This window comes from Nocardiopsis codii, from assembly GCF_036327455.1.
GTDB lineage: Bacteria > Actinomycetota > Actinomycetes > Streptosporangiales > Streptosporangiaceae > Nocardiopsis > Nocardiopsis codii.
Genome location: NZ_JAUZMY010000010.1, coordinates 22553 through 45376 on the forward strand (window position 1 = coordinate 22553; position 22824 = coordinate 45376).

Here is a 22824-nt window from a genome sequence, read left to right on the forward strand (position 1 = left end):
GGGACGGGCGGGGGCGGCGCCCCGGGAGCGGAGCAGAGGCCCGGGGCGGGGAGCCGGGGTGCCGGACGGGGGGACTCAGCGCACGGACGGGGATCCGCAGCACTTCTTGTACTTGCGGCCCGACCCGCACCAGCAGGGGTGGTTGCGTTCGGGAGGCCAGGGGTTCAGCCGCCCGGAGTCCGGGGACAGCGTCTCGGCCCAGCTCCGCAGGGATGCGGGGTCGGCCGCGTCGAGCCCGTCCGCCTCGGCGAAGGCGACCAGTTCCTCCGGTGTGGTGAGGACCGTGGCCAGGAGCGCGCCGGGGTGGGACTCCGCGCGCAGGGACCGCTCGACGCCGTGGTGGTGGTCGGCCTCGCCACCGTCTCCGGTGGCGAGGCCGAGGTCACGGGCCCTGGGGAGGGAGTCCCGGGAGAAGGCCGCGTGGACGGCGACGGCGCGGCCGGGGGCGTCGCCGTCCCCCAGACCCAGGGCCGACTCCAGCGAGGGCGACGCCCCGTCCGCCGCCAGCGCCGCCCGGTCGTGGTCGTCCGGTGCGAGTCCGAGCCCTTCGCGGACCGCGGCGCGGCCGACCAGCGGCAGGAGCCCGTACGGGTCCAGTTGGGAGATGATCTGCGCCGGCTGGGCGAGGATGGCGCGGCAGGCGACGTTGTAGCAGTACAGGGCCTTGTCGAGGTCTCCCTCGCCGGCGAACTCGTCCGCGAGCACGACGGCCGTGGCGCGGCCGAGCACCCCGGGGCGCATGAGCTCGGTGATCAGCCGCTCGGCCTCGCCCGTCCGTCCCTCGGCCCGGAGCGACTCCGCCAGCATGTGGGTCGCGTACTGGCGGTGGTCGGGGTGGGGCGCGAGTGACCGCAGGACCTCCAACAGGTCCCGCGCCGCCTGAGGGCTCGTGGAACCCAGTTCCTGCGCCGTGTTCAGGAGGATCTCCCCCGCCTCGTCGGGGGCCGCCGCCAGGTCGTCCAGGTACCGCTGGGGCAGGTCCAGCTCGAAGAGGGCCCCCACCAGTTCCGGAGGGAGTGGGGACGGGGGTGCGCTGTCGGTCATGACCCCAGGTTAGGAGCGCCCGGGATGTGCCCAGACCGGCTGCCTGCCCCGTTTCGCTCCCCGGAGTGGCGGGGCCCTCCCTATGCGCGGCGGCCGGGAGGGGCGCCGGATCCGGGTTCCGTGACGGTGCGCCGCGGTTACCGGGGGGCCGACTCGCGCTGCACCGGCCCGAAGGCGTGGTCCTCCCACTGCTCGCCGCCGGGGCGGGCGGGCGACCGGGGAGGGGCGGCCTCCGACCCGCGACCTCCGCGCGGTGCGGCGGGCGTGGTCGGAGGCGCCTCAGGGCAGTGTCATTCGCAGCAGGCGCAGCACTGGCAGCACTGGCAGACGCTGCAGCACTCGCAGTAGTCGCACCAGGAGCGGCGCTCCTTCCCGGACCAGGGACCGGGGTGGGGGTCGCGGCAGCAGAACTGGCACGTGCCGCACATGAACAGCGCCACCGCGCACCCGGAGAAGAACCCGCGTGTCTTGGGCGGGTTGCCGAACGAAGGGGTGTCGCAGGAGCAGGAGTCGCAGCACCCGCCCTTGCCGCCCCCGTTTCCACCCGAGCCCGAGCCGTGGTCGTGGTCGCCGTGGTGGTGGTCTCCCCTGTGCCCGGGGGTTTCCACGCCGTAGGCGTCGTGCGGGCCGTGGGAGTAGGGAGGCTGGGGGTGGTGGGGACCCTGCGGGTTCTGCGGGTTCTGGGGGCCGTAGGGCTGGTGCGGTCCTTGGGGGTAGTGGGGCCCCTGGGGCTGGTGCGGCCCCTGCGGGTAGTGCGGGCCCTGGGGCTGGTGGGGGCCGTGCGGGTGGTGGGCGTGGCCCGGACCCGGGGTGCGGTGTCCCGCCTGGGCGAAGACGCGGTCGACGGAGCGGCCGAGTTCGCGCACCAGGAGGGCGCGGACCAGCCGGTCGTCGGTGAACTCCGCCTCGTCCAGGGCCAGACGGACGCCCAGGACGGCCCCGTCGCACAGTTCGCGGGCGCGGTCGAGGCCGGTTCCGGTCGCGGTGAGCGGGTTCCAGGCGCCGCGCACACCATCCTCCTCCCGGTCCTCGACCGCGTCCAGCAGGTGGGCGATGCGGCCGAAGAGGCGGCCCGCCTCGCGCAGCGGGGCCGCGTTGGCGGGGCGGTCGGCGAGGAGCGCGGTGTGAGCGAACGCCTCGGCGGTGGCCTCCTCGGTCGGGGCGGTGACCGTGAGGACGTCGGTGCCCTCCCCGGCGGCGAGTTCGACCTCGCGCTGCCGGTCGATCACCGCGACGAGCCCGGCGCCGTCGAAGCCGAGCCGGTCACCCGCCTCCGTGGCCCCGTTCCGCCAGCGCGCGGCCACCCGTCCCGCGATCGAGCGGACGCCGCGACGGCCGTAGAGGCCGTCGGCGTCCTCGATGTGGTCGGTGATCTTGGCGGAGGCCAGCATCAGGGACACCGCCGCGGCCAGGTAAGCGCCGGAGCCGTTGGCGGCACGGGCGCCGCGCATGCCGCGCAGGGGGCAGCGCCCCGCCGCGCGGGTGTCGGCCTCGGCCTCGGACTGGGCGGCCGTCAGGACCGACACGACCAGGCCGTCGTAGTTGGTGGCGATCCGGGAGGCCTGCCCGTGGTCGTCGCGCAGGGCCAGACACAGCCCGCACATGTGGGACATCCATTCCTCGGCGAGCCCGTCCGGCAGGGAGTGCCGGCAGGGGCGCAGGATTCCGAACACGAACCGCTCCTCATCCTCGTACGCGACGATCTCGCGTTGACGACGGGGTTCGACGCTCGAAGCGGCCGAAGGGTTCTCGGAAGAACCGTGCGGGGTGGTGCTCCTGTGGTGCGGGAGGCGTGTCGGGCGCGGTACGCCCCGGCCGGAGCGGTCACGCGCCCGACGCATCTCCCCACGGCGCCCCTCGCGGCATCGGCGTTCAGCCGCAGTCGGTCCCGTTCCTGTGACCGTTGTCGCCGCCGATGTAGCCGAACCAGTCGACACAGGTACCGGCCGTGTGGAGGTACACCGGTCCCGCGTAGGCGGCGTGGTGGCCGGAGTGGTAAACGGCGTGACGCGGGTCGTCCGGCGTCCGTTTCAGGCCGACCACCGTTTCCACGGGCTCACCGGGGGTGGCGCGCACCGTGACGGCGCAGTGGTGGCCGGTGTGGTTGTTGTGGGCCAGGAAGGTGGTGCCGGAGTTTCCGATCGCCACCTGATCGACGACCTCGTAGCCGATTCCGCAGGCACCGTTGTACTCCCCGGCTGCGGCGTGTGCGGGCGAGGCCGCCAGGGCCCCCGAGGCCAGAGCCAGGCCGAGAGCGGCGACGGCGCCGACCGCACGCAGTACGTTCATGTCATCCCTTCGCATCGTTCGCGCCCACGCGGGAACCAGAAGGGACACTTCCGCCATTCGCTTATGGGCGCCTTTGTTTTCCCTCACATCCTATTCCGAAACCGACTTCACACGCGGCGACATACCCATCCCCGTTCTATTCGGGCTACCATTCCTGAAAATTTCCGACAGAACTCAAATATCAGGAATAACGTATTTTTCGACCATAGACGGACGAGGCGGATCGACGCCCGTCCCGGGCCCGCACGCCCCGGGCGCTTCGTGGCGAGAGGCCCGTGCGGGCCGGTCGGCGCTCCGCGAAGGCTCGCCGCACAGCGGAGCATCGCAGCGCAACGGGACCCCGCACCGGGATCACCCGGCCGGACCCACGGTGCCCTCGTCCCGTTCGCTCCGCCCGTTCCCGTGACGGCTGTCGCGCCGCGGGGCGGGCGGATCGGGGCGGTGGCGGGGGTGCCGTCCCCCCGGTCGGGCAGGGGGCGTCAGAACAGGGAGGCGATCCGGTCGCCGAGGAGGGCGAGCAGCTCCAGGGTGCCCAGGTCGAACCGCGCACCCGCCTCCAGGCCGGTGGCGAGGCACGCGACCAGGAGGACCAGCACCAGGACACGGGAGGGCCACCGTCGGGTACGGGGGGCTCCGAAGGCGTCGTCGTCCTCCTCGTCCTCGGAGTCCAGCCAGGGGCGGTCGAGACGGGCGACGTCGCGCCGCAGATCCTGGACCTCCGCGTGGTAGTGGTCGCGTTCCTCGCGTACCCGTCGCAGTTCGCCGCGCTCGGCCCGGACGGCGGCACGGGCGTCGACCACGTCGACACGGGCGCCCTCGGGGCCCCGACGGGAGTGCCAGCGCTCCAGGCGGGCCAGGGGCAGGTCGGCGTACTGGGTGGGCCAGTGGTCGTCGGAGGCCCCCTCGTCGTAGGGGTCGTCGTGGTCGGGCTCCGTCTCGGCCGCGTAGTCGAGGGGTTCCTCGCCGTCGGCCCCGTGTTCCTCCTCGTCGGCCGGGGCGCCCCAGAGCGGTGGGGCGTCGGCCGGGACGCGTGTCTCGGGAGCCGGGGTGGGCACGGGAGCGGAGAAGGTGTCGGGGAGGCCGTCGGCCGGGGGGTCGCGGCGGTCGGCGGGGGACGCGGCGATCGTCCACTCGTGCGTCTCCCGGGCCTCCGGAGCATCGGGGACCTCGGGCTCCTCCACCGGTTCGGGGGCCGTGGCGGGCTCGGCCGCCAATCGGCGCCGGGCGGCCCTGGCGTCCCGGTCGGCGGCCCTGCGCAGGGTACGGCCGAACATGCGGGGGCGCCCGGCGACCGGGGTCGGGTCGTCGGTGACGATCTCGTCCGCCCCGTGGAACGCGTGCCATTCCGGTGGGTCGAGGAGGCCCTGCAGGTCACGCTGCGCGTGGGGCTCCGGGGCGTCGAAGATGCTCGGCCCGCGTGTGCTTCCGTCCGGGGACTCCGGTCCTTCCTCCTCCTGCCAGAGGGTGTCCAGGGACTCCGGTTCCTCGTGCGCGGGGGCGATCCGCGGCCTGCGGGACACGGAGGGTGCGTCCGTCGCGCCGCCGCCCCTGCCCTCGGGCTCGGGCTCCTCCGGCAGGGGTTGAGGCTCCGAACCGGTGACGGGCCAGAGCGCCTCGTTGGACCGGCCCGGCGGGGTTGCGCCGCCCGACTCGTGAGCCGACGCGGTGTCCGCCCCCCGGTCCGTCCCACTGTCAGGCCCGCGGTCGGTCCCTTCGGCGGAGGGCCGCACTCGCCCGTCCCCGAGCCCCGTGTCCGACGCACGGGAGATCTCCTCTGCGAATCCCCGCAGCGACCCCTGTCCGAGCCGGGCGGCCGGAGGCGGCGGGACGGCGCCGGGGCGGCCGCGGGGCGGCCTGGGGTCGGAGGGCGGGCGGGGCCCGGTCTCCTCCTCACCGGGGGCCTCGGCCTCGGGAAGGTCGGGGAGGTCCTGCTCGTCCGTGCCGAACGCGAGAGCCCGGCTCCGGCGGTCGTCGGGGTTCGGGTCCGCTCCCCGGGCCGGTCCGCTCCCGTGGCCCGTGTCCGCGTCCGGCAGCGCCTCGGCCTCGGGGACGTCCTCCACGTCGAAGGCCGGGTCGAAGTCCGGATCGAAGGCGGTGTCGTCGAATGCCCCCTTCCCGAGACGTCGGCCCGTGCCGTCGGCGTCCGCCGCCTCGTCGCGGACCCCGCCTGTCCGTGCGGACCCGGGCTCCGGTTCGCCGTGTGCCACGGCGGCCTCGCCGACGCCGGACGCCTCTGCGGCAGGAGGCTCCGCTCCGGTCCCGGGGAACGCGGGTGGCCAGGGGTCGGTATCGGTCCCGGGGAAAGCGGGGGGCCAGGGGTCGATGCCGGTCCCGGGGGTCCAGGGGTCGTTGTCGAGGCCGGAGTTCCGCTCGGCCCCGGGGCCGCCGCCGGTCTCGAGGACGGTACCGGCCGAGGCCGCGCGGGGGCGCGGGTCGAGCCAGTCCGAGAGCAGGTCGCGGCGGTCGGCGAAGGTGGGCGCGGCGGGGACCCCCCGCTCGGCCAGGTGGGCGGCGAGTGCGTCTCCCCCCTCGTCACGGAGGACGGCCACCAGGCCCTCGGCGGTCCTGCGGTGCTCGGAGGGCGGCGGGTTCAGGAAGGGCGGCGAGCCCTCGGCGGGGGGCGGGCCGAAGGCCAGGTGCTGGCCGTCTGCGGTGCCGAGCACGGGGTCGTAGGTGGAGAACGACCAGCTCCACCCGGCCGCCGGGATCGCCCGGGGCGGGGTGAGCACGTCGTGCAGCGCCCGGTGCATCCCCCACAGGAAACGCAGCTGGACCGCCTGCCAGAGGTCGGCGCGCTCCGGCGCCAGGGCGATGTGGACGGGCAGGTCGGGTCTTGCCAGGGCTGCGGCGACCGCTCCGACCAGGAGGGGTTCGCGGTCCACCACGGTTTCGGCCGCGTGCCGGTCGCGGGTGCGCACGGCTCCGGGGGCGGCGGTCCGCTCCCAGGGTTCCGGGGTGGGAAGGGTGTCCATGGCGGCCCAGCCGGGGGCCGGCGGGCGGCGTTGCGCGGGCCGGGTGTTGGGGTTCTCGTGCAGTGCCAGGATGCGCGGCAGGGTCAGCCCGTATCCCGGGCCGACGATCGCCCAGGCGTGGGCGGAGCGGACGTCGCCGGGCCATCGGTAGACCAGGGCGGCCTGACCGTCGGGGTAGGCGTGCGCCCACAGGGTCTCGGGGTAGTCGGCGGGGTCGGCGTCGGGCAGGGCGGACCGGTAGTCGGCGGTGAGCGCGGGCACGAGCCGGTCGCGCCATGAGCGCAGCACGGGCTGCTCGGACTCGGGGAGGGAGGAGGAGGCCGGCCCGGGGCCGACCCTGCCGAGGAGGGTGGGTTCGGCCCAGGCGAAGTGGATCTGGTGGTACGTACTCTCGGGCAAGTCGCCCCTCCCACGGGTTCGCGGACCGAGGCGGCGCGGCCGCCCCGCCGCCACTAGGGAAGGTATCCGGTCATAGCTCGGGGAAAACCGCAGACACAGTTTTATGGGCACTTATGCGTACTTTGCCCTGAACTACCTGTCCGGCCCCGGCCACCCGCGGCCTCCCCTGCGGACCACCGCACAGCCTGCCCCGGAGCGACCACCGCGTCCCGGAGGCCACGGGCTCGACCGTCGCACCCAGGCAGGACATCCGTACAGTGCGGCGCTTGCGGCACAACGTGTACTCGAAGGCGGGCAGAACGAACCGACCAGAGGCGACGCCGAGACAGTGACGAGGGACCGGTACGGCGGATCGCCGGGAGATCGGGGCACGGCGACAGGATGCGCCACTGATCGTGCGTTCTGAACATCCGGGAGTGCGTGGCTTGTGGAGTCGAGTGCCCGGAACGAGCACGGCAGCTCTCTTCAGGTCTCTTCCTCGTACAGCGGTACTGGCGCCTACGGCTGGGTGTTCCAAGAAATGACGGTCAGGTCGCAGGCGAGGACGGACCGGGCCGGAATCCGGGTCGAGTCTTCGGGTTCGACCCAGGTGGCGGCGCCCTCAGGCGACCATCGAAACACCCACTAAATTACCAAATTAGACAAAACCACATATTGGGGACAGGCAAATGTGATCACGGACATTCTTGCGGTCACCTTGATAGGACGATCGGGCCTTCTCGACCCCCTCTCGAATTCACTCTCCTCAGGCCCGACCAAAAATCACAGAACACCGGCGCCACTCACCCCTGAGATCTAAGATCAATTCCCCCTCCACCCCGAGCAGCCGCCACTGGAGCGATGCATGGCCCCACAGCCTCCCCCCGACAGCACCGAGGGAGCAACGTCCTCCGTCCCACCCGTCGACACCGCCTCCTACACCCGCAGCGAGGCCACCCGCCTACTGTGCGCGGGAGCCTACCTCGACACCGGCTTCCGAGCGACTGCCATCACCGAGCTCATCGAACGCACGGTCCCCCCGTCCCTGGGCTTCGACGCCGCAGTCGTGCTCCGACACTGCCTGCGGGCCAGGGACCTGGATGTGAAAGCCGCAGGCCTGGTCCTGGCCGTCCTGGTGGCCGGGATCCTGGCGGCCCTGCTCGGAATCACTGCCTGGGAGAACCCGGCCGCCATGCAGATGGGGCAGTACGCACTAGCCTCCCTCGGCCTGTTCGTCCTCGCGGGTCTGCTCGCCCGGGGGAGACAGGCCCTTCGGGGCCAGAGCGAATCACCCCTGGCGGCGGGCAGCGGGGGCGCCACCGATCCGGTCGGCCGGGCCCACCGCCTGCTCGCCCTGCCCCTGGGACTCTTCAACGTGGCACTGCTCGTGCTGTGGATCGTGCCCGCGTGGTTGCTTCTCTGGAACGGCCACGTCCTCGCGGCCACAGCCGTCCTGTCCCCACCGGTGCTTCTCCTCGCGATCGGTGTGTGGCACCTGCTCGCCCTCTCCCGGATCCTGTGCACGGAACTGGCCCGCCACTCCTTCACCGGCAAGACCCCGGGCCCCCTTCCGGCCCCGTTCGCAGAGCGACGCGCGGGCACACTGGCCGCGATCGGCAAGGAGCAGTTCTCCCGCCTCGTCCTCTACAACGAGGACGAGCCCTTCCTCGGCGCCGGCAAGTCCTACCGGCCCTGGTCGCTGGCCCTGGAACTCGAACGCCGCTCCGGCGACGCGGACGGCGCCGAGCCGCTGGACGGCCGCCGCGTCCTCGACCTCATCACCCCGCAGCTGGCGAAACTCGCCGAAGCCTCCTCCCGGACCAGCAGGGACCGCCTCAAGGACCTGGAGCTGCAGGAGTGCGTCTTCCTCCCCGCCGGCCTCCCCACGGGTGCACGACGCGCCGGTCTTCTCTACGAGGACGGCAACGTCCGCGCACACCTCGACGAAGCCGCGGGAGAAGGCGCCGAGCAGAGGCGACACTTTCTGCGGATCAGGGTGGGCGGTTGGGAGGAGGAAGTGGTCACCACCGTCTTCGTGCGGGTGCACACCCAGGGCGACCTCCTCATCCTGGAGGTGCTGCCCTACGTACTGCCACCGCTGCGGAGCAACTTCCACGAGGTGGACACCTTCACCGAGCAGTCGACCCGTTTCCGGCTGTCGACCCTGGTGACCGCGCCCGCGGTGACGGTGTCCGTCCTGGCCTGCGGGGCGAGCACCCTCAAGGCGTGGTGGTGCGAATGGCGCGGGCTCGCAGGCGGGGAGACTCCGCAGGCTCCCCGGGTCAGCATCCGCGAGTTGGGCTCGCGCGACACCCGGTCGATGTTCCAGGAGATGGACGTCAACCGGTACGTCAGGACCATCCAGGACCGCATCACCTCCGGGGCTCAGCAGGCCTTGGCCGAAGCGGGCTACAGGACCGAGGAGTTCCAACGGCAGGTCGTGAACATCAGCCGCGGAGGCGTGTTCATCGGCGGTTCCATGAACGGATCGATCGCCACCGGTGCCGGTGCGCAGGCCGTCACCGTCACTGATCAGACGGTCAAGGACAAGGAGAAGAAGTAGCACCATGACCCACGACGAGGACACCGCACCGGCCGCAGGCTCGGTCTCCATCGGCGGCTCGCTGCACGGCGGCGCCGTCTCCACCGGCACGGGCGGCTCCGCCGAGGCCTCCGCCCCCGCGGAGCCCGGCCTCCGGGAGGAACCCCGCTCCTCCACCCCGGTCGCACTCCCCCGGGGAGCGGTCGGGAACCGCGCCCCGGGCTCCGTCACCATCGGCGGCGACGCCCGGGGAGTGGCGATCTCCACCGGCGACCACGGGACCGCGCGCTTCGAGGCCTCTGACGACGCCGTACAGGACGAGCGCTACCGGGACCTGCTGGAGCAGGTCCGCCTGCTGCGTCAGCAGCTTCCCCTGTTCGCCGGCGCGGAAGGGGTCACCGAGGTGGAGGCCGAACTGGTCGAGGCGGAGGAGGAGATCACTCGGACCGGCGCGGCAGCCCCGGGCCTGCTGCGCAGCCTGTGGGAGCGGCTGGAGCAGGCGAACACCGCTCTGGGTGCGCTGGCCTCGGCGAGCGCCCTGGCCGAGACGGTGCGACAGCTCACGGGTTGAGGGGGGACCATGCCCGATTCCACTGGCGCGCGCTGGGACGCCGACCAGCAACGCTGGGCCGAAGGGGCTCGTCCGGGACCTGCTGGGCTCGGGACGCCGCCGCAGCCGAACATACCGGCCCTGGTGCTGGTGTCCCTGGTCGTCCTGCTCGTTGTGGTGGCGGTCGGCATCCGGGTGGGCGCCTCCGCCGAGAACGGCTCCCCCACCGCAGACGGGGCCGGTTCCACGGATCCCTCCGACGAGGCGCCGTCCGGAGAACCGACCGGGGGCGGGTGTGAGAGCGGCTCGGTCGGCGGTCACTGCGACGCCGAGGAGGACCAGGAGGGCTTCGGGAACCGGGAGGCGGCGGAGGAGGACCTGGAGGGGGAGCCCCCTGAGGAGGAAGAGGCCCCGGCGCCCGACGGGTACGAGCTCCGCACGGACTCCAACGGGTTCGAGCTCCACGTCCCCGAGGGATGGCAGCGCGAGGACGAAGGACCGCCGGAGGGCGTCTTCTATCTCCAGGACGGTCGACGTGACCTCATCCAGATCGCCGGATTCGAAGGGGCGCACGACTCCCCTCAGGAGGCCATGGACGCCCTGGAATCCGGGGTGCGGGGCAACGCGGGGTTCTTCAGCTACGAGCAGGACTACCTGGGCGGGGAGTCGCTGGCCGTGGAACTCAACTACGTCTACGACCACAGCGAGCTCGGCACCCGAGACGTGTACGCGCGCACCTTCCTCGGCGGGGACGGCGAGGTCTACGCGGTGTTGGCCGCCGGATCGGACGACGACTGGCAGCTCACCCAGGAGCGCTATCAGACTGCCGCTGACTCGTTCTGCGTGACCGGATACGACTGCCCCTGACCTGGACGTCCCACCCCTGGGCGTCGCTCGCCTTCCGGACGGGGCACGCCCGGAGCGACCACCGCGCCCCGGAGGCCCGTGGCCTCCGGGACGCGGTGCGTCGGGCCGTGCCCCGGCGCCGCACCGGGCGGCGCCGGCGGTCGGGGCGGCGGCCTACCCGGCGTCCGCCAGACGGCCCCACTGGTCCGCGCTGAGCGTCAGGTCGGTCGCCTCGATCGCCTCGTTCAGCTGGTCCAGGCTGCTCACCCCGACCAGCGGCACGACGCGCGGGTCGCTGTCCATCAACCAGGCCAGAACGACCTGGTTGCGGGTGGCGCCGGTCTCCCGGGCGACCTCGTCCAGGACCGCCAGGCGCGCGGGGGTGCCCGGGTGGTCGTAGACCGGGTCCAGCTCGGCGGCCTTCTCCGGCCTCGTGTAGGCGCCCCAGAGCAGGGACGTGTAGGCGACGAGTGTGTGCTCCCGCCCCTCGGCCGCCTCCTCCCGGACGAAGTCGAGGAGTTCGGGCGTGACGTGCATGTGCCCCGTGGATTCGAGGGGCCGGTCGAACCGCGGCTGGAGGTAGCTGTACCGGTACTGGAGCACCCGCGGGCGCGGCCAGCCGTTGGCCTCGGTGACGGCGCGGGCCCTCTCCAGCCGCCAGGCCCGGTGGTTGGACAGGCCCAGGTCGGTGACCGCGCCGTCGGCGACGAGCTTGGCGAACGCGCCGAGGGTCTCGGTCAGCGGGACCGTGCGGTCCTCATTGTGGGCGTAGAGCACGTCCAGCCGTTCCACGCCCAGGCGCTCGCGGCTGCGCTCCGCGGCCGTGGCGACGGCCGCGGCCGACAGCCCCTCCTTCGTCTCCAGGCCCGTGCCGGGCACGGTGGGCTGCGCCCCGAGCTTGGTCGCGATCACGACCTCGTCGGTGATGCCCCGCTCCCTGCGCCACCTGCCCAGGAAGGTCTCGCTCTCGTGCCCCTCGAAACCCTCCACCCAGAACTGGTAGCAGTCGGCGGTGTCCACGAAGGTGCCCCCGGCCTCGACGAAGCGGTCGAGGAGCGCGGCGGAGGTGGCGTCGTCGGTCTGGCTCCCGAACTTCATCGCGCCCAGGCAGAGGGCGCTGACACGGCGGTCGCCGATGGTGGTGTGGCGCATCAGATGGTCTCCTCGACCCGTTCGGGGGTGCGCTCGGCCAAGACGCCGAGGTAGTAGTCGATCTTGTGCTGGATGACGGACTGGCGCTCGCGCAGCTCGGCGATGCGCTCGTCCAGCCGGCCCTGGTGGCTCTGGAGCACGTCCAGGCGGTCGGGGACGGTGTGGTCCCCGGCGCGGACCAGTTCGGCGAATTCGCGCAGGCGGGCGATGGGCATGTCCGTGTCGCGCAGGCACCTGACCAGGTGGAGGAGTTCCACGTCGTCGGTCCTGTAGCGGCGGTGCCCGCTGGGTGAGCGCTCCACCCGGCGGAGGAGGCCCGCCTTCTCGTAGTAGCGCAGCGTGTCCAGGGTCAGTTCGAACCTCTCGGCGACCTCACCCGGCGTGTAGTAGTCCCTCATGCAGAGAAGCATGGGACCTGGAGTGCGCTCCAGGTCAAGGGTTTCGGGTGGATTGCCGGAAAGTTCCCGGTCGGGCGACCCCGCCGCCCGCGGCGCTCAGTCCCGCCCGCCCCTGATGGCGCCGACCACGGCGTCGGTGAGGTCGTCGATGATCTCCTGTTCGCCGACCTCGGGATGCTCCAGCCACCACTCCCCGGCGGCCTGCACCATGCCGACCACGGCGTGCGCCACGATCTGGGAGCGCAGCCGGCTGCCGACCCGCGTCTCGGTGAGGAGCTGCTCGGCGAGTTCCTCACCCAGACGGCGCACCATCATGCCGAGGTCGCCGCGCATGCGTGAGTCCTCGGCCGTGGCCCGGTCCATGAGGAACCGGTAGAGGTTGAGGTTCTGGGAGATCATCGACAGGTACGCGCCGACGGTGGCCCTCGCCCTGACCTCGAACCGGGTGTGCTGGTGCAGCTCCTCGCGGATGCGCTCGATGAGCGGGTCGACGTGGCGCTGGGCGAGCGCCCGGTACAGGCCGCCCTTGTCGCCGAAGTGGCGGTAGAGGATCGGCTTGCTGATCCCGGCCTCCGCCGCGATGGCCAGCATCGACGCGTCGGGGCCGTCGCGCTGGATCACCCGGTCGGCGGCGTCCAGGATGGCGCGGCGCCGCTCGGGGTCGCGTCCCCGCCCTCCGCGCCCCCCGCGCGCCGTGGGGGCCTCCGCGGGCGTGCCGGGGGCGTCGGTGCTGTCGGTCGGCGCGGTCGGGCGCGGGTGTTCGAGTGCCACAAGGGTTCACGGTAGCGGTTCCGCGAGGTGGGGCGTCGGATCGGCGGGTCCCCGGATCAGGGCTGGAGGGCGATCCAGGTGGCGGCGGCGCGGGCGAGGGTCCTGCCGGTGTCGTCGAAGAGGGCGCTGGTGGTGTGGATCTTGCGACCGTCGACCGACGCCAGGTGGCCCATCACGACGTGGGTGCTCCCGATCCGTGGCGCCTCGGCGACCTGAACCGTGAACCGTCCGAGCACGGCGGGGCGGCCGGCCACGTCGCTGGACCAGCCGCCGGGGCAGTCCAGGGCCGCCCATACCTGGGGCAGCGGCGCGGTGCCGGTCCCGTCGTCCAGTCCGGGGAGCGGGGTCCAGGTGCAGGCGACGGTGTTCCCGGCCCCGTCGGGGCCGGCGCCCGGGCGCACGGAGCCGGCGAACAGGCGGAGGCCGTCGCCCTCGGCCCGCTCGGGGCCGCAGCTGTAGCAGCGCGGGAAGGGGTGGTCGGCGAGCCCGGGGTAGCGGTGTTCGGCCTCCCGGGCCTCGGCGACGCCGACCGGGCCGCCGGGCACGACGGGGGATACGGGACCGCCGGGGAGGTCGACGACCCGGGCCTCGGCGACCAGGTGGCTCCGCTCCGCCTCCCCCGTGGCCGGGTCGGTGAGGCGGAGCCCGGTGGCGGGGTCGCCCTCCACCGTCAGCGGGTGGTCCAGGGGCGGAGGAGTGCGCAGGGTGACCTGGACGGCGGGCCCGCCGACAGCGGTGAGCCGTGTGGCGAGCAGGCCGGCGGTGTAGCCGCCGTTGCCCGATCCGTCGGGCCCGTTGTAGGCCGCGGGGATGGTGATGGTGGGGGCGCCGTTGCCCGTGGTCGCGTTCATGACGCCAGGGTAGACGTCGGATGTTTCGCTCCGCCAGGGTGCTCCCCGCCGGAGCTCCGCGAGCACGGGGACCGCTCCTCCCGGAGCCACCGCCCCTCGTCCGCGGGTTCCCGGGGGCGCCGGCCGTCCGGGGCGGAGGCCCCGGACAGCGGGGGTCACCGAACCGGCAGGCCGGTGACGGCTCGGCCGATGATGAGCTTCTGGATCTCGCTCGCACCCTCGAAGATCGTGAAGATGGTGGCGTCGCGGTGCCAGCGCTCCACCGGGTAGTCGCGCGTGTAGCCGTTCCCCCCGAGGATGCGCAGGGCGTTCTGGGTGACGAAGGTGGCGGTCTCCGAGGCGTAGAGCTTGCTCATGGAGCCCTCCGCGTTCGTGAAGTCCTTGCCGTTGCGGGCCATCCAGGCGGCGCGCCACACCAGCAGGCGCGCGGCGTCGATCCTGGTGGCCATGTCCGCGAGGAGGAAGGCCACGCCCTGGTTGTCGCCGATCGGGCGGCCGAACTGCTCGCGCTGGGTGGAGTAGTCGCGGGCGTACTCGTAGGCTGCGCGCGCGGTGCCGACCGCCATCACGCCGACGCTCGGCCGGGACGCCTCGAAGGTCTTCATGGCGGCCTGGCCCTTGGAGCTGCGTCCCTCCCGGGCACGGGCGAGCCGCTCGTCGAGCTTGTCCTTGCCTCCCAGCAGGCACGAACCGGGGACCCGGACGTCGTCCAGGACGACCTCGGCGGTGTGGGAGGCGCGGATGCCGTGCTTCTTGAACTTCTGGCCCTGGGAGAGGCCGGGGGTGTTCGGGGGCACGATGAAGGAGGCCTGCCCGCGGGAGCCGAACTCAGGCTCGACGGAGGCGACGACGACGTGGACGTCGGCGATGCCGCCGTTGGTCGCCCATGTCTTGACGCCGTTCAGGACCCACTCGTCCTTGGCCTGGTCGTAGACGGCGCGTGTTCTGATCGCCGAGACGTCGGAACCGGCGTCGGGCTCGGAGGAGCAGAACGCGCCGAGTTTGACGTCGTCGGCGCTGCCGAACATCTGCGGGACCCACTCGAAGAGCTGCTCCTGGGTGCCGGTGGAGGCCACGGACACGGCGGCCAGCCCGGTGCCGGTGATGGACAGGGCGATACCGGGGTCGCCCCAGTAGAGCTCCTCGAAGGCGACGGGGATGCCGAGGCCGCTCGGTTCCAGCCACTGGTTGGCGAAGAAGTCGAGGGAGTACAGGCCGATCTTGGCCGCTTCCTGGATGATCGGCCAGGGGGTCTCCTCGCGTTCGTCCCACTCGGCGGCGGCGGGGCGGATGACGTCGGCGGCGAACCCGTGCGCCCAGTCCCGGACATCGCGGACGTCCTCGCTCAGTTCCAGGCTGAAGGCGGGTGCGGTGGCCTCACTCATGCGCTTACATCCTTCGTCGGCCCCTCCGGGGGCGGAGGGACGGCCAATACGTGTTACCAACGGTAACAGCAGGATCTGTCAGGCACAATCGCCGACCGCGCACCGACCCCCGCCACCCGGCCGCACCGACGAGGAGGGGCCGGGACACCCGCCCCGGCCCCTCACCTTCCTCCGTCTCCCGCTCCGGGGCCGTCAGGCCCGCTCGTCCCCGCTGTGCTTCTCCAGGAACGTGTAGACGTCGTGCTCGTCCACACCCGGGAAGGTGCCCGAGGGCAGGGCCGACAGCACGTGCGAGTGGGCGCGGGCCGAGGGCCACACGTTGCCCTCCCAGCGCGCGGCCAGGGCCGCGGGGGGACGCACGCAGCACTCGCCGGTCGGGCAGTTGGACTGGGTCCGGTTGGTGGTCTCGCGCCCGCGGAACCAGCGCGACTCCTTGTAGGGCACGCCCAGGGTGATGGCGAAGTTGCGCTCGCGGCTCGGGTCCACGTGGGCCACGCACCAGTGGGTGCCGTTGGGCTTGTCGGTGTACTGGTAGTAGATCGAGTAGCGGTCGGGGGAGGCGAACACCTGGCGCCCCGACCACTGGCGGCACATGCGCTGGCCCTCGATGGCCCCGGTCTCGTCGGTGGGGAAGACCAGGCCGTCGTTCTCGTAGGCCTTGTAGATGATGCCGGTCTCGTCGTTGCGGATGAAGTGGCAGACCAGGTCCAGGTGCCGGTGGGCCAGGTTGGTGAACCGGTGGGCCGCCATCTCGTAGGAGACCGAGTAGACGTCGCGCAGGTCCTCCACCGAGAGGTCGCGGGCGTGCTTGGCCTCCTGGAGGTAGGTGACCGCGGTGCTCTCGGGGATGAGGACCGCGGCCGCGAAGTAGTTGGCCTCGACCCGCTGGCGCAGGAAGTCGCCGAAGTCCCGGGGCTGGCCGTGGCCGAGGACGACGTGGCCGAGGGTCTGGAGGAGGATCGTGCGCGGGCTGTGCATACCCAGCGTGGTCTCGCGCTTGAGGTAGATCCGCCGGTTGACGTGGTCGGTGAGGGAGCGCACGGAGCGGGGCAGGTCCTGCACGTACCTGAGGCTGAACCCGTGGTGCGTCGCGATCGCGAGGATCTGCCCCTGGGAGAGGGCGCCCGCGGTGTAGTTGACGGCGTCCAGGGTCTCGGTGGCCGCCTTCTCGATCTGCTCGAAGTAGTTGCCGCGCTCGCGCATCTGGCGGCGCAGGTCGGCGTTGGCCCGCCTGGCCTCCTCGGGGCTGGCCGTGGGCTTGGCGTGGCGCCTCTTGAGCTCGTCGTACAGGCCGACGATGTGTTCGAGCACGTCGTTGGGGACCCTCTTGCCGACCTTGAGGTGCGGCAGGTTGAGCTCCTGGTAGAGGGAGTCGCGCTGCGCCTCCTCCACGGAGATCTCCAGCTGCGCCCGGCGGCTCGGCGGCTGCTTGGAGAGGAGTTCCTCGACGGAGACGCCGAGCGCGGACGCCAGCGAGGTGAGGAGGGAGAGCTTGGGCTCGCGCTTGCCGTTCTCCAGGAGGGAGAGCTGGGAGGGCGCCCTGCCGACGCGTTCTCCCAGGTCGGAGAGGGTCAGACCGCGTGCGCGCCGCAGGTGGCGGAGCCGCTGACCAAAGGTGACGAGATCTAGGTCACCTGTCAAAGACGGTATTTCTTCAGCACCAAAGTACGCCATGGGTTCATCTTACGGAAAGAATCGCTGATCTTCGCACGATTTCACGTGGAAAAGCTCTGGATCTTCGCCAAGAATCATAGTTACCGGCGGGGAACATACGCCCAGGGCTCACCCCCTGGCCCTGGCAGGACCTCCCCTCGACCGGTGCGGACACCTTGGGGACTACACGTAAGGCGGGAACGAACATGAGCACCAGCGCTCGACGACAGGAAGCCAGCGCCGAACTCCAGCGCGACTGGGAGACCGACTCCCGGTGGGCCGGTATCGAGCGCACCTACTCCGCTGACGACGTGGTCAGGCTCCGCGGTTCGGTCACCGAGGAGCACACCCTGGCCCGCCGCGGCGCCGAACGCCTCTGGGACCTGCTCCACACCGAGGACTACGTCAACACCCTCGGCGCCCTCACCGGCAACCAGGCGGTCCAGCAGGTCCGCGCCGGGCTGAAGGCCATCTACCTCTCCGGATGGCAGGTCGCCGCCGACGCGAACCTCTCCGGCAGCACCTACCCGGACCAGAGCCTCTACCCGGCCAACTCGGTCCCGGCCGTGGTCCGCCGCATCAACAACGCGCTGCTGCGCGCCGACCAGATCACCTGGTCCGAGGGCGACGACACCGCGCCCGAGTGGCTCGCCCCGATCGTGGCGGACGCCGAGGCCGGCTTCGGCGGTGTCCTCAACGCCTACGAGCTGATGAAGGGCATGATCGCCTCCGGTGCGGCCGGCGTGCACTGGGAGGACCAGCTGGCCTCCGAGAAGAAGTGCGGCCACCTGGGCGGGAAGGTCCTCATCCCGACCGGCCAGCACGTCAAGACCCTCAACGCCGCCCGCCTGGCCGCGGACGTCGCCGGTGTCCCCTCCCTCGTCATCGCGCGGACCGACGCCCAGGCCGCGACCCTGATCACGAGCGACATCGACGAGCGCGACCAGCCCTTCGTCACCGGCGAGCGCACCGCCGAGGGCTTCTACCGCTTCCGCAACGGCGTGGACGCCTGTGTCGCCCGCGGCCTGGCCTACGCCCCGCACTCCGACCTGCTCTGGATGGAGACCGCGACCCCCGACCTGGAGGTCGCCCGCGACTTCGCCGAGCGCATCAAGGCGGAGCACCCGGACCAGATGCTGGCCTACAACTGCTCGCCGTCCTTCAACTGGAAGCGGCACCTGGACGACGCGACCATCGCGAAGTTCCAGCGCGAGCTGGGCCACATGGGCTACAAGTTCCAGTTCATCACCCTGGCGGGCTTCCACTCGCTCAACCACTCGATGTTCAACCTGGCCAAGGGCTACGCCCGGAACGGGATGACGTCGTACGTCGAGCTCCAGGAGGCCGAGTTCGCGTCCGAGGCCGACGGCTACACCGCCACCCGCCACCAGCGCGAGGTCGGCACCGGCTACTTCGACGCGATCAGCACAACCATCTCACCTGAGGCCAGCACCACGGCTCTCACCGGTTCCACCGAGGAAGACCAGTTCTCAGCGGCTCACTGACCTGGTCTTCGTTCCCAGGAGTTCGTCCCTCCCCGCTTTCGTGGCTGGGGCGGGGCGGGACGAACTCCACCCCCTGGCCGTCGGCCGTACGCGTCCGTGTCACACGCGTACGGCCGGCGGCCTGTTCGCGCCCGGTTCCGGGCGCCTCCGCGTGTTCGGGGGCTCCGGGCGGTGGCCGTCGGCTCCGACGGGTCCTAGGCTGGCCCCCGCACGGGGCCGGCGCCCGCCGGCCCGTTACGAGCCCCGGAGGCACCCGTGAAACTCCTCGCCCCGCTCCTCTCGACGTTGTCCTTCCTGCGCCGGTTCCTCGCGGTGGGCGCCCTGGCCGCGTTCGTGGTCCTGGGCACCGCCGCCTGTGACGACGTCCTCCCGGACGTGGACGTGGAACAGGGGGACGACGATGACGGCGGCGACGACGACGGCGACCAGGGTGACGACGGTGACGACCAGGGCGATGACGGTGATGACGGCGACGACGACTGACGTGCGGACGCCACGCCCCTGAACCCCCCGGTCACGCGTCCGCCGTACAGCGCGTAGATTGCGACGCGTGACCGACAAGACCCACGCACCGCACGCCGCCGAGGACGCGGGGACGCCGCCCTCCCCCACAGCCCTGCCCGACAGGGGCCTGTTGCGCTGGGAGGTCGTGTGCGTCCTCGCGCTCTCCCTCGGCGCGGCCGCGGTCTCCGCGATCATCTCCTTCGCGGGTGTGCTCACCGCTCCCGGGTCGCTCGCCGAGCAGACCGCGAGCCTGGTGAACCCGCGCGCCGACGCCCGTCCCTGGCTGGACCTGTCCCGCCAGGTGTACGCGCTGGCGTTCTCCCTGGCCCCGGTGCTGCTGGTCGCCTACCTCATGCGCAGGTCGGGCGAGTCGTCCCGCACGATCGGCTTCGACGTGCGCCGGCCCGGGTTCGACCTCGGCACCGGCGCCGCCCTGGCCGCGCTGATCGGCGCGGGCGGCCTGGCCGTGTACGTGGTGTCCTGGAACCTGGGGCTGACGCTGACGGTCGTGCCCAGCACCCTGGACGGCAACTGGTGGGACGTGCCCGTCCTCGTGCTCCAGGCCGCCAAGAACGGTGTCCTGGAGGAGGTCATCGTCGTCGGTTACCTGCTGCACCGCCTGGGGCAGCTCGGCTGGGCGCCGTGGAAGGCAGTGCTGGCCAGCTCGGTGCTACGGGCCTTCTACCACCTCTACCAGGGGGTGGGGATGTTCTTCGGCAACCTGGTGATGGGGCTGGTCTTCGGCTGGTTCTACCTGCGCTACGGGCGCGTGATGCCGCTGGTGGTGGCGCACACCGTCATCGACATCGTGGCGTTCGTCGGCTCCGTGTACCTCATCGGCCGGATCGACTGGCTGCCCTTCTGACCGCGCGCTCCCTGATGGCGTCCTCCAGGTGGCCGGGCCTGCCCAGCAGGAGGCCCACCCCCAGGTTGACCACGACCAGGGCCACCACGAGGAGCAGGGGGGCGTGCCAGCCCCCGACGGTCTCGTGCAGCAGACCGAACAGGAAGGGTCCGGCTCCGCCCATCAGGTAACCCAGGCTCTGGCTGGACGCCGACAGGGCCGCCGTTCCGGCGCCGGTGCGGGTGCGCAGCGCGAACGCGGTCAGGGCGAAGACGAAGCTGCCCATGCCGATCCCGACGAGGGTCGTCCACACCCACACGCCCGTGAGCGGGAGGAACCACAGCCCAGCGAGGCCCGACAGGTAGGCGACGGCGAACATGACCACGAACGGGCGCTGGTCGCGGATCCGGGTGAGCAGCGTGGGCAGCACCAGCGACATGGGGATGCCCAGGACGGTGAGGTAGGACAGGGCCAGTCCCGCCGTCTGGGGGTCCATGCCCTGGTCGCGCAGCATCTGCGCGTACCAGCCGAACATGATGTAGGCCACCGAGGACTGCGTGCCGAAGTACAGCACGGCCTGCCAGCCGATACCCGTGCCCAGCACCTGGCGGAAGCCCAGGGCCTGGGAGGGGTCTCCGGGGGCGGGCTCGTGGCGCAGAGCCAGCAGCCAGGGCACGGCGGCGACGACGCCGAAGAGGGCGTAGGCGCCCAGGGCGATCCGCCACTCCCCCGTGGACTGCTCCAGGGGGACGGTGGTGGCCGCCGCGATGGTGGTCCCCAGGGCCAGGGCCGTGGTGTACACGGTGGTCATCAGGCCGACCCGCTCGGGGAAATGCTGCTTGACCAGGGCCGGGAGGATGACATTGCCGATCGCGCCACCGGACAGTGCCACGGCGCTCAGGGAGAGGAACATCCAGGGTTCGGACACCAGCGCGCGGGTGGCGAGGCCCACGGTGACGGCGGTCAGCGCGTAGACGAGCAGGTGGTGCTCTCCCAGGCGGCGGGCCAGGACGGGGGTGAGCCCGCCGAACAGGGCGAAGCACAGGACGGGGAGTGTGGTGAGCACGCCCGCGCCGACCGCGGTCATGCCGAGGCCGCCGGTGACCTCGCCGAGCAGGGGGCCGACACTGGTGATCGCGGTGCGCAGGTTGAGGGCGGCGAGGGCGATCCCGGCCGCGATGAGAAGGAGGACGCCCCGCGGGGGGCGGGACGGGGCGGTCCTGCCTGCGGAGAGTTCGCTTGTCATGGGCGTGTGGGGCGCTGATCCGGCGCTCATGGAAGGCGGCTCGCAGATTCGTGGGATGACCGGATGTACTTCATGAGGATAACGCATTGCCGTTCGAGGCCAATTCCCGACGGTAACTGGTCTAAGCTCCGGCCTTAACCGTTCCGTACCTGTGCGCTGGCCCAGTCATCCGGCGACCCGCCCCTAGGAGGTAAACGCGTGCCCCTCGCCTCGACACGCCGGACCGGTCTCGTAGACCAGGTCATCAGTCAGTTACGAGCGCAGATCGACTCGGGTGAATGGGCCGTCGGCGACCGTATCCCCACCGAGTCGGAGCTCTCCGACCAGCTTGAGGTGGGCCGCAACACCGTCCGTGAGGCCGTTCGCGCCCTCGCCCACGCGGGCCTGCTGGAGATCCGCCAGGGAGCGGGCACCTTCGTCCGCGCCTCCAGCGAGCTCGGCGGCGCCCTGCGCCGCCGTCTGGAGCGCTCCCGCCTGCGGGAGAACCTGGAGGTGCGCCGCGCCCTGGAGGTGGAGGCGGCCAGGCTGGCCGCCCTGCGCCACAGCGACGAGGACATGGCGGACATCGACCGCGCGATGGCCCTGCGCGAGGCCGCCTGGCGCGACCACGACATGAGCGCGTTCGTGGAGGCCGACTTCACGTTCCACCGTTCGGTCGTCAACGCCACCCACAACACCCTGCTCATCGACCTGTACGACGACATCGCGCAGGTCGTGTACGCGAGCATCGCGCACACCGCGTACGAGCAGAACAACGGGGCCACCAACCAGCCCTCGTCCGCGACCGACGGGGTGGACCACTCGAAGCTGACCGAGGCGATCCGCGCCGCCGACGCCTCCGCGGCCGCCCGCGAGGCGACCTGCTACATCGACGAGCTGCTCTCCCTCACCGAGGACTGACACAGCCGACCGCGCCCGAAGGGGCTTCCTCCCGCGCGTCCTCGACACCACCGCGCGGGACGAACGGCCCGAGACCGTCCGCCAGGACCGTCCCGGGCCGTTCGCGCGTGCCGCCCCGGGCTCAGTCGCCCCGGTGTATCTCGCCCACGGCGGGACGGGGCGCGACCCGGGGGCGGCCCGCGCCCGGATGCCCCTCGGCCGCGCGCGCGGCGGTGTCGCGGCGTACGGCCCCCAGGGCCCGTGGCCGTCCCCCCACGGGCCGGGCCCCGCGGTCGGCCGGCCCCTCCCAGCCCGAGACCCGCGACGGGTCCAGGCCGAGCAGGTCCAGGGTGCTCTCCCCCGCGTACACGGCGTCGATGATCTCCTGTTCCCGGGAGAGGCTGCTCATGGTCTCGGCGATGATGGCGCTCACCTGCCCCCTGGGCAGGCAGACCACGCCGTCGTCGTCGGCGACGATCCAGTCGCCGCGGCGTACGGGCAGGGGCGCGGGGCCGCTCGCGGTCATGCTGATCTCCCGGCCCACGGAGCCCCCCGCCTCGTGGCCCGCCTCGCGGACCGCGACGCCGGCGCCGAAGACGGGGAGTTCGCAGCGCGCGATGGCGGCGATGTCGCGGACGCAGCCGTCCAGGACGATGCCGCTCACCCCGCGGGTGCGGGCGGCCACGGCGAGGATCTCGTCGACGTAGCCGTACTCGGACTCCCCTGCCACGTCCACGACGAGGGCGGCCCCGGGCGGCGCCTGCGCCACCGCCACGTGGAGCGCGAGGTTGTCCCCCGGGGTGCAGCGCACCGGGAAGGCGGCCGCGGCGAACGCGGCCCCCGGCCAGACGGAGAACAGGTGGGTACCGAACGGCCGGCCGCCGCAGCGGGCCAGGGCCACCGTTCCCACAGCCGTCAACGTATTCGCAAGCGCCACGTCAGCCTCCCACTACACCCGCGCCCGGTGCGGCCGGTTCCAGCCGACCCCCTCCATACTCACGGGTAACTTAAGCGT

The 22824-nt window shown here is 72.3% G+C and carries 19 protein-coding genes; 7 read left to right on the plus strand and 12 right to left on the minus strand.

What is annotated here, in order from left to right; genetic code table 11:
- Positions 1-75 precede the first annotated feature (75 nt).
- From Q8791_RS11955 to Q8791_RS11970, 4 genes are all read right to left on the minus strand, one after another.
- Positions 76-1044, minus strand: a complete 969-nt coding sequence (locus tag Q8791_RS11955) for an SEC-C domain-containing protein (protein WP_330091724.1) — start codon at positions 1042-1044, stop codon at positions 76-78.
- A 290-nt stretch (positions 1045-1334) separates the two neighbouring features.
- Complete coding sequence (locus Q8791_RS11960) at positions 1335-2717, minus strand: DUF5685 family protein (protein WP_330091725.1); 1383 nt, start codon at positions 2715-2717, stop codon at positions 1335-1337.
- Positions 2718-2916: 199 nt separating this feature from the next.
- Positions 2917-3333 carry a spore-associated protein A gene (locus tag Q8791_RS11965; RefSeq protein WP_330091726.1) on the minus strand — a complete coding sequence of 139 codons (417 nt, stop codon included), beginning with the start codon at positions 3331-3333 and terminating at the stop codon, positions 2917-2919.
- 479 nt (positions 3334-3812) lie between these two features.
- Positions 3813-6704 carry a hypothetical protein gene (locus Q8791_RS11970; RefSeq protein ID WP_330091727.1) on the minus strand — a complete coding sequence of 964 codons (2892 nt, stop codon included), beginning with the start codon at positions 6702-6704 and terminating at the stop codon, positions 3813-3815.
- Positions 6705-7548: 844 nt separating this feature from the next.
- Here Q8791_RS11970 and Q8791_RS11975 point away from each other — a divergent pair.
- Genes Q8791_RS11975 through Q8791_RS11985 form a run of 3 tightly spaced genes read left to right on the plus strand, consistent with a single transcriptional unit; the run spans position 7549 to position 10642 of the window.
- Positions 7549-9246, plus strand: coding sequence for a CopD family protein (locus tag Q8791_RS11975; RefSeq protein ID WP_330091728.1), 1698 nt, complete (start codon positions 7549-7551; stop codon positions 9244-9246).
- 4 nt (positions 9247-9250) lie between these two features.
- Positions 9251-9796, plus strand: coding sequence for a hypothetical protein (locus Q8791_RS11980; protein ID WP_330091729.1), 546 nt, complete (start codon positions 9251-9253; stop codon positions 9794-9796).
- A 9-nt stretch (positions 9797-9805) separates the two neighbouring features.
- Entirely contained in the window at positions 9806-10642 is an 837-nt protein-coding gene (locus Q8791_RS11985) for a hypothetical protein (RefSeq protein ID WP_330091730.1), read from the plus strand.
- 153 nt (positions 10643-10795) lie between these two features.
- Here Q8791_RS11985 and Q8791_RS11990 read toward each other — a convergent pair whose 3' ends face one another.
- The 6 genes from Q8791_RS11990 to Q8791_RS12015 all read right to left on the minus strand — a co-directional run bounded on the left by Q8791_RS11990 (position 10796) and on the right by Q8791_RS12015 (position 16819).
- Entirely contained in the window at positions 10796-11773 is a 978-nt protein-coding gene (locus Q8791_RS11990; RefSeq protein ID WP_330091731.1) for an aldo/keto reductase, read from the minus strand.
- Positions 11773-12171 (minus strand): MerR family transcriptional regulator, encoded by a 399-nt coding sequence (locus Q8791_RS11995; protein ID WP_330091732.1) that lies wholly within the window; start codon positions 12169-12171, stop codon positions 11773-11775. Before Q8791_RS11995 ends, Q8791_RS11990 begins: the two co-directional genes overlap by 1 nt.
- A 96-nt stretch (positions 12172-12267) precedes the next feature.
- The gene (locus tag Q8791_RS12000; RefSeq protein ID WP_330091733.1) at positions 12268-12942 is read right to left on the minus strand and encodes a TetR/AcrR family transcriptional regulator; all 675 of its coding nucleotides are present in this window, start codon (positions 12940-12942) and stop codon (positions 12268-12270) included.
- 56 nt (positions 12943-12998) lie between these two features.
- Positions 12999-13793 carry a hypothetical protein gene (locus tag Q8791_RS12005; RefSeq protein WP_330091734.1) on the minus strand — a complete coding sequence of 265 codons (795 nt, stop codon included), beginning with the start codon at positions 13791-13793 and terminating at the stop codon, positions 12999-13001.
- Between the two features lie 155 nt (positions 13794-13948).
- Complete coding sequence (locus Q8791_RS12010) at positions 13949-15178, minus strand: acyl-CoA dehydrogenase family protein (protein ID WP_330091735.1); 1230 nt, start codon at positions 15176-15178, stop codon at positions 13949-13951.
- A gap of 192 nt (positions 15179-15370) precedes the next feature.
- Entirely contained in the window at positions 15371-16819 is a 1449-nt protein-coding gene (locus tag Q8791_RS12015; RefSeq protein WP_330091736.1) for a helix-turn-helix domain-containing protein, read from the minus strand.
- A 218-nt stretch (positions 16820-17037) separates the two neighbouring features.
- On the opposite strand from Q8791_RS12015, the gene aceA reads away from it, so the two are divergent.
- The 3 genes from aceA (at position 17038) to Q8791_RS12030 (ending at position 19705) form a co-directional block, all read left to right on the plus strand.
- Positions 17038-18336, plus strand: a complete 1299-nt coding sequence (aceA, locus tag Q8791_RS12020; RefSeq protein WP_330091737.1) for an isocitrate lyase — start codon at positions 17038-17040, stop codon at positions 18334-18336.
- 255 nt (positions 18337-18591) lie between these two features.
- The gene (locus Q8791_RS12025; protein WP_330091738.1) at positions 18592-18819 is read left to right on the plus strand and encodes a DNA primase; all 228 of its coding nucleotides are present in this window, start codon (positions 18592-18594) and stop codon (positions 18817-18819) included.
- Positions 18820-18886: 67 nt separating this feature from the next.
- Positions 18887-19705: a CPBP family intramembrane glutamic endopeptidase gene (locus Q8791_RS12030; protein WP_330091739.1), complete on the plus strand. Its 819-nt coding sequence runs from the start codon at positions 18887-18889 to the stop codon at positions 19703-19705.
- Here Q8791_RS12030 and Q8791_RS12035 read toward each other — a convergent pair.
- Complete coding sequence (locus Q8791_RS12035; RefSeq protein ID WP_330091740.1) at positions 19674-20930, minus strand: CynX/NimT family MFS transporter; 1257 nt, start codon at positions 20928-20930, stop codon at positions 19674-19676. The two genes, Q8791_RS12030 and Q8791_RS12035, sit on opposite strands and share 32 nt — an antisense overlap.
- A gap of 198 nt (positions 20931-21128) precedes the next feature.
- On the opposite strand from Q8791_RS12035, the gene Q8791_RS12040 reads away from it, so the two are divergent.
- Positions 21129-21830 (plus strand): FadR/GntR family transcriptional regulator, encoded by a 702-nt coding sequence (locus Q8791_RS12040; RefSeq protein WP_330091741.1) that lies wholly within the window; start codon positions 21129-21131, stop codon positions 21828-21830.
- A gap of 121 nt (positions 21831-21951) precedes the next feature.
- On the opposite strand, the gene Q8791_RS12045 is transcribed toward Q8791_RS12040, so the two are convergent.
- Complete coding sequence (locus tag Q8791_RS12045; RefSeq protein WP_330091742.1) at positions 21952-22719, minus strand: RraA family protein; 768 nt, start codon at positions 22717-22719, stop codon at positions 21952-21954.
- Positions 22720-22824 lie beyond the last annotated feature (105 nt).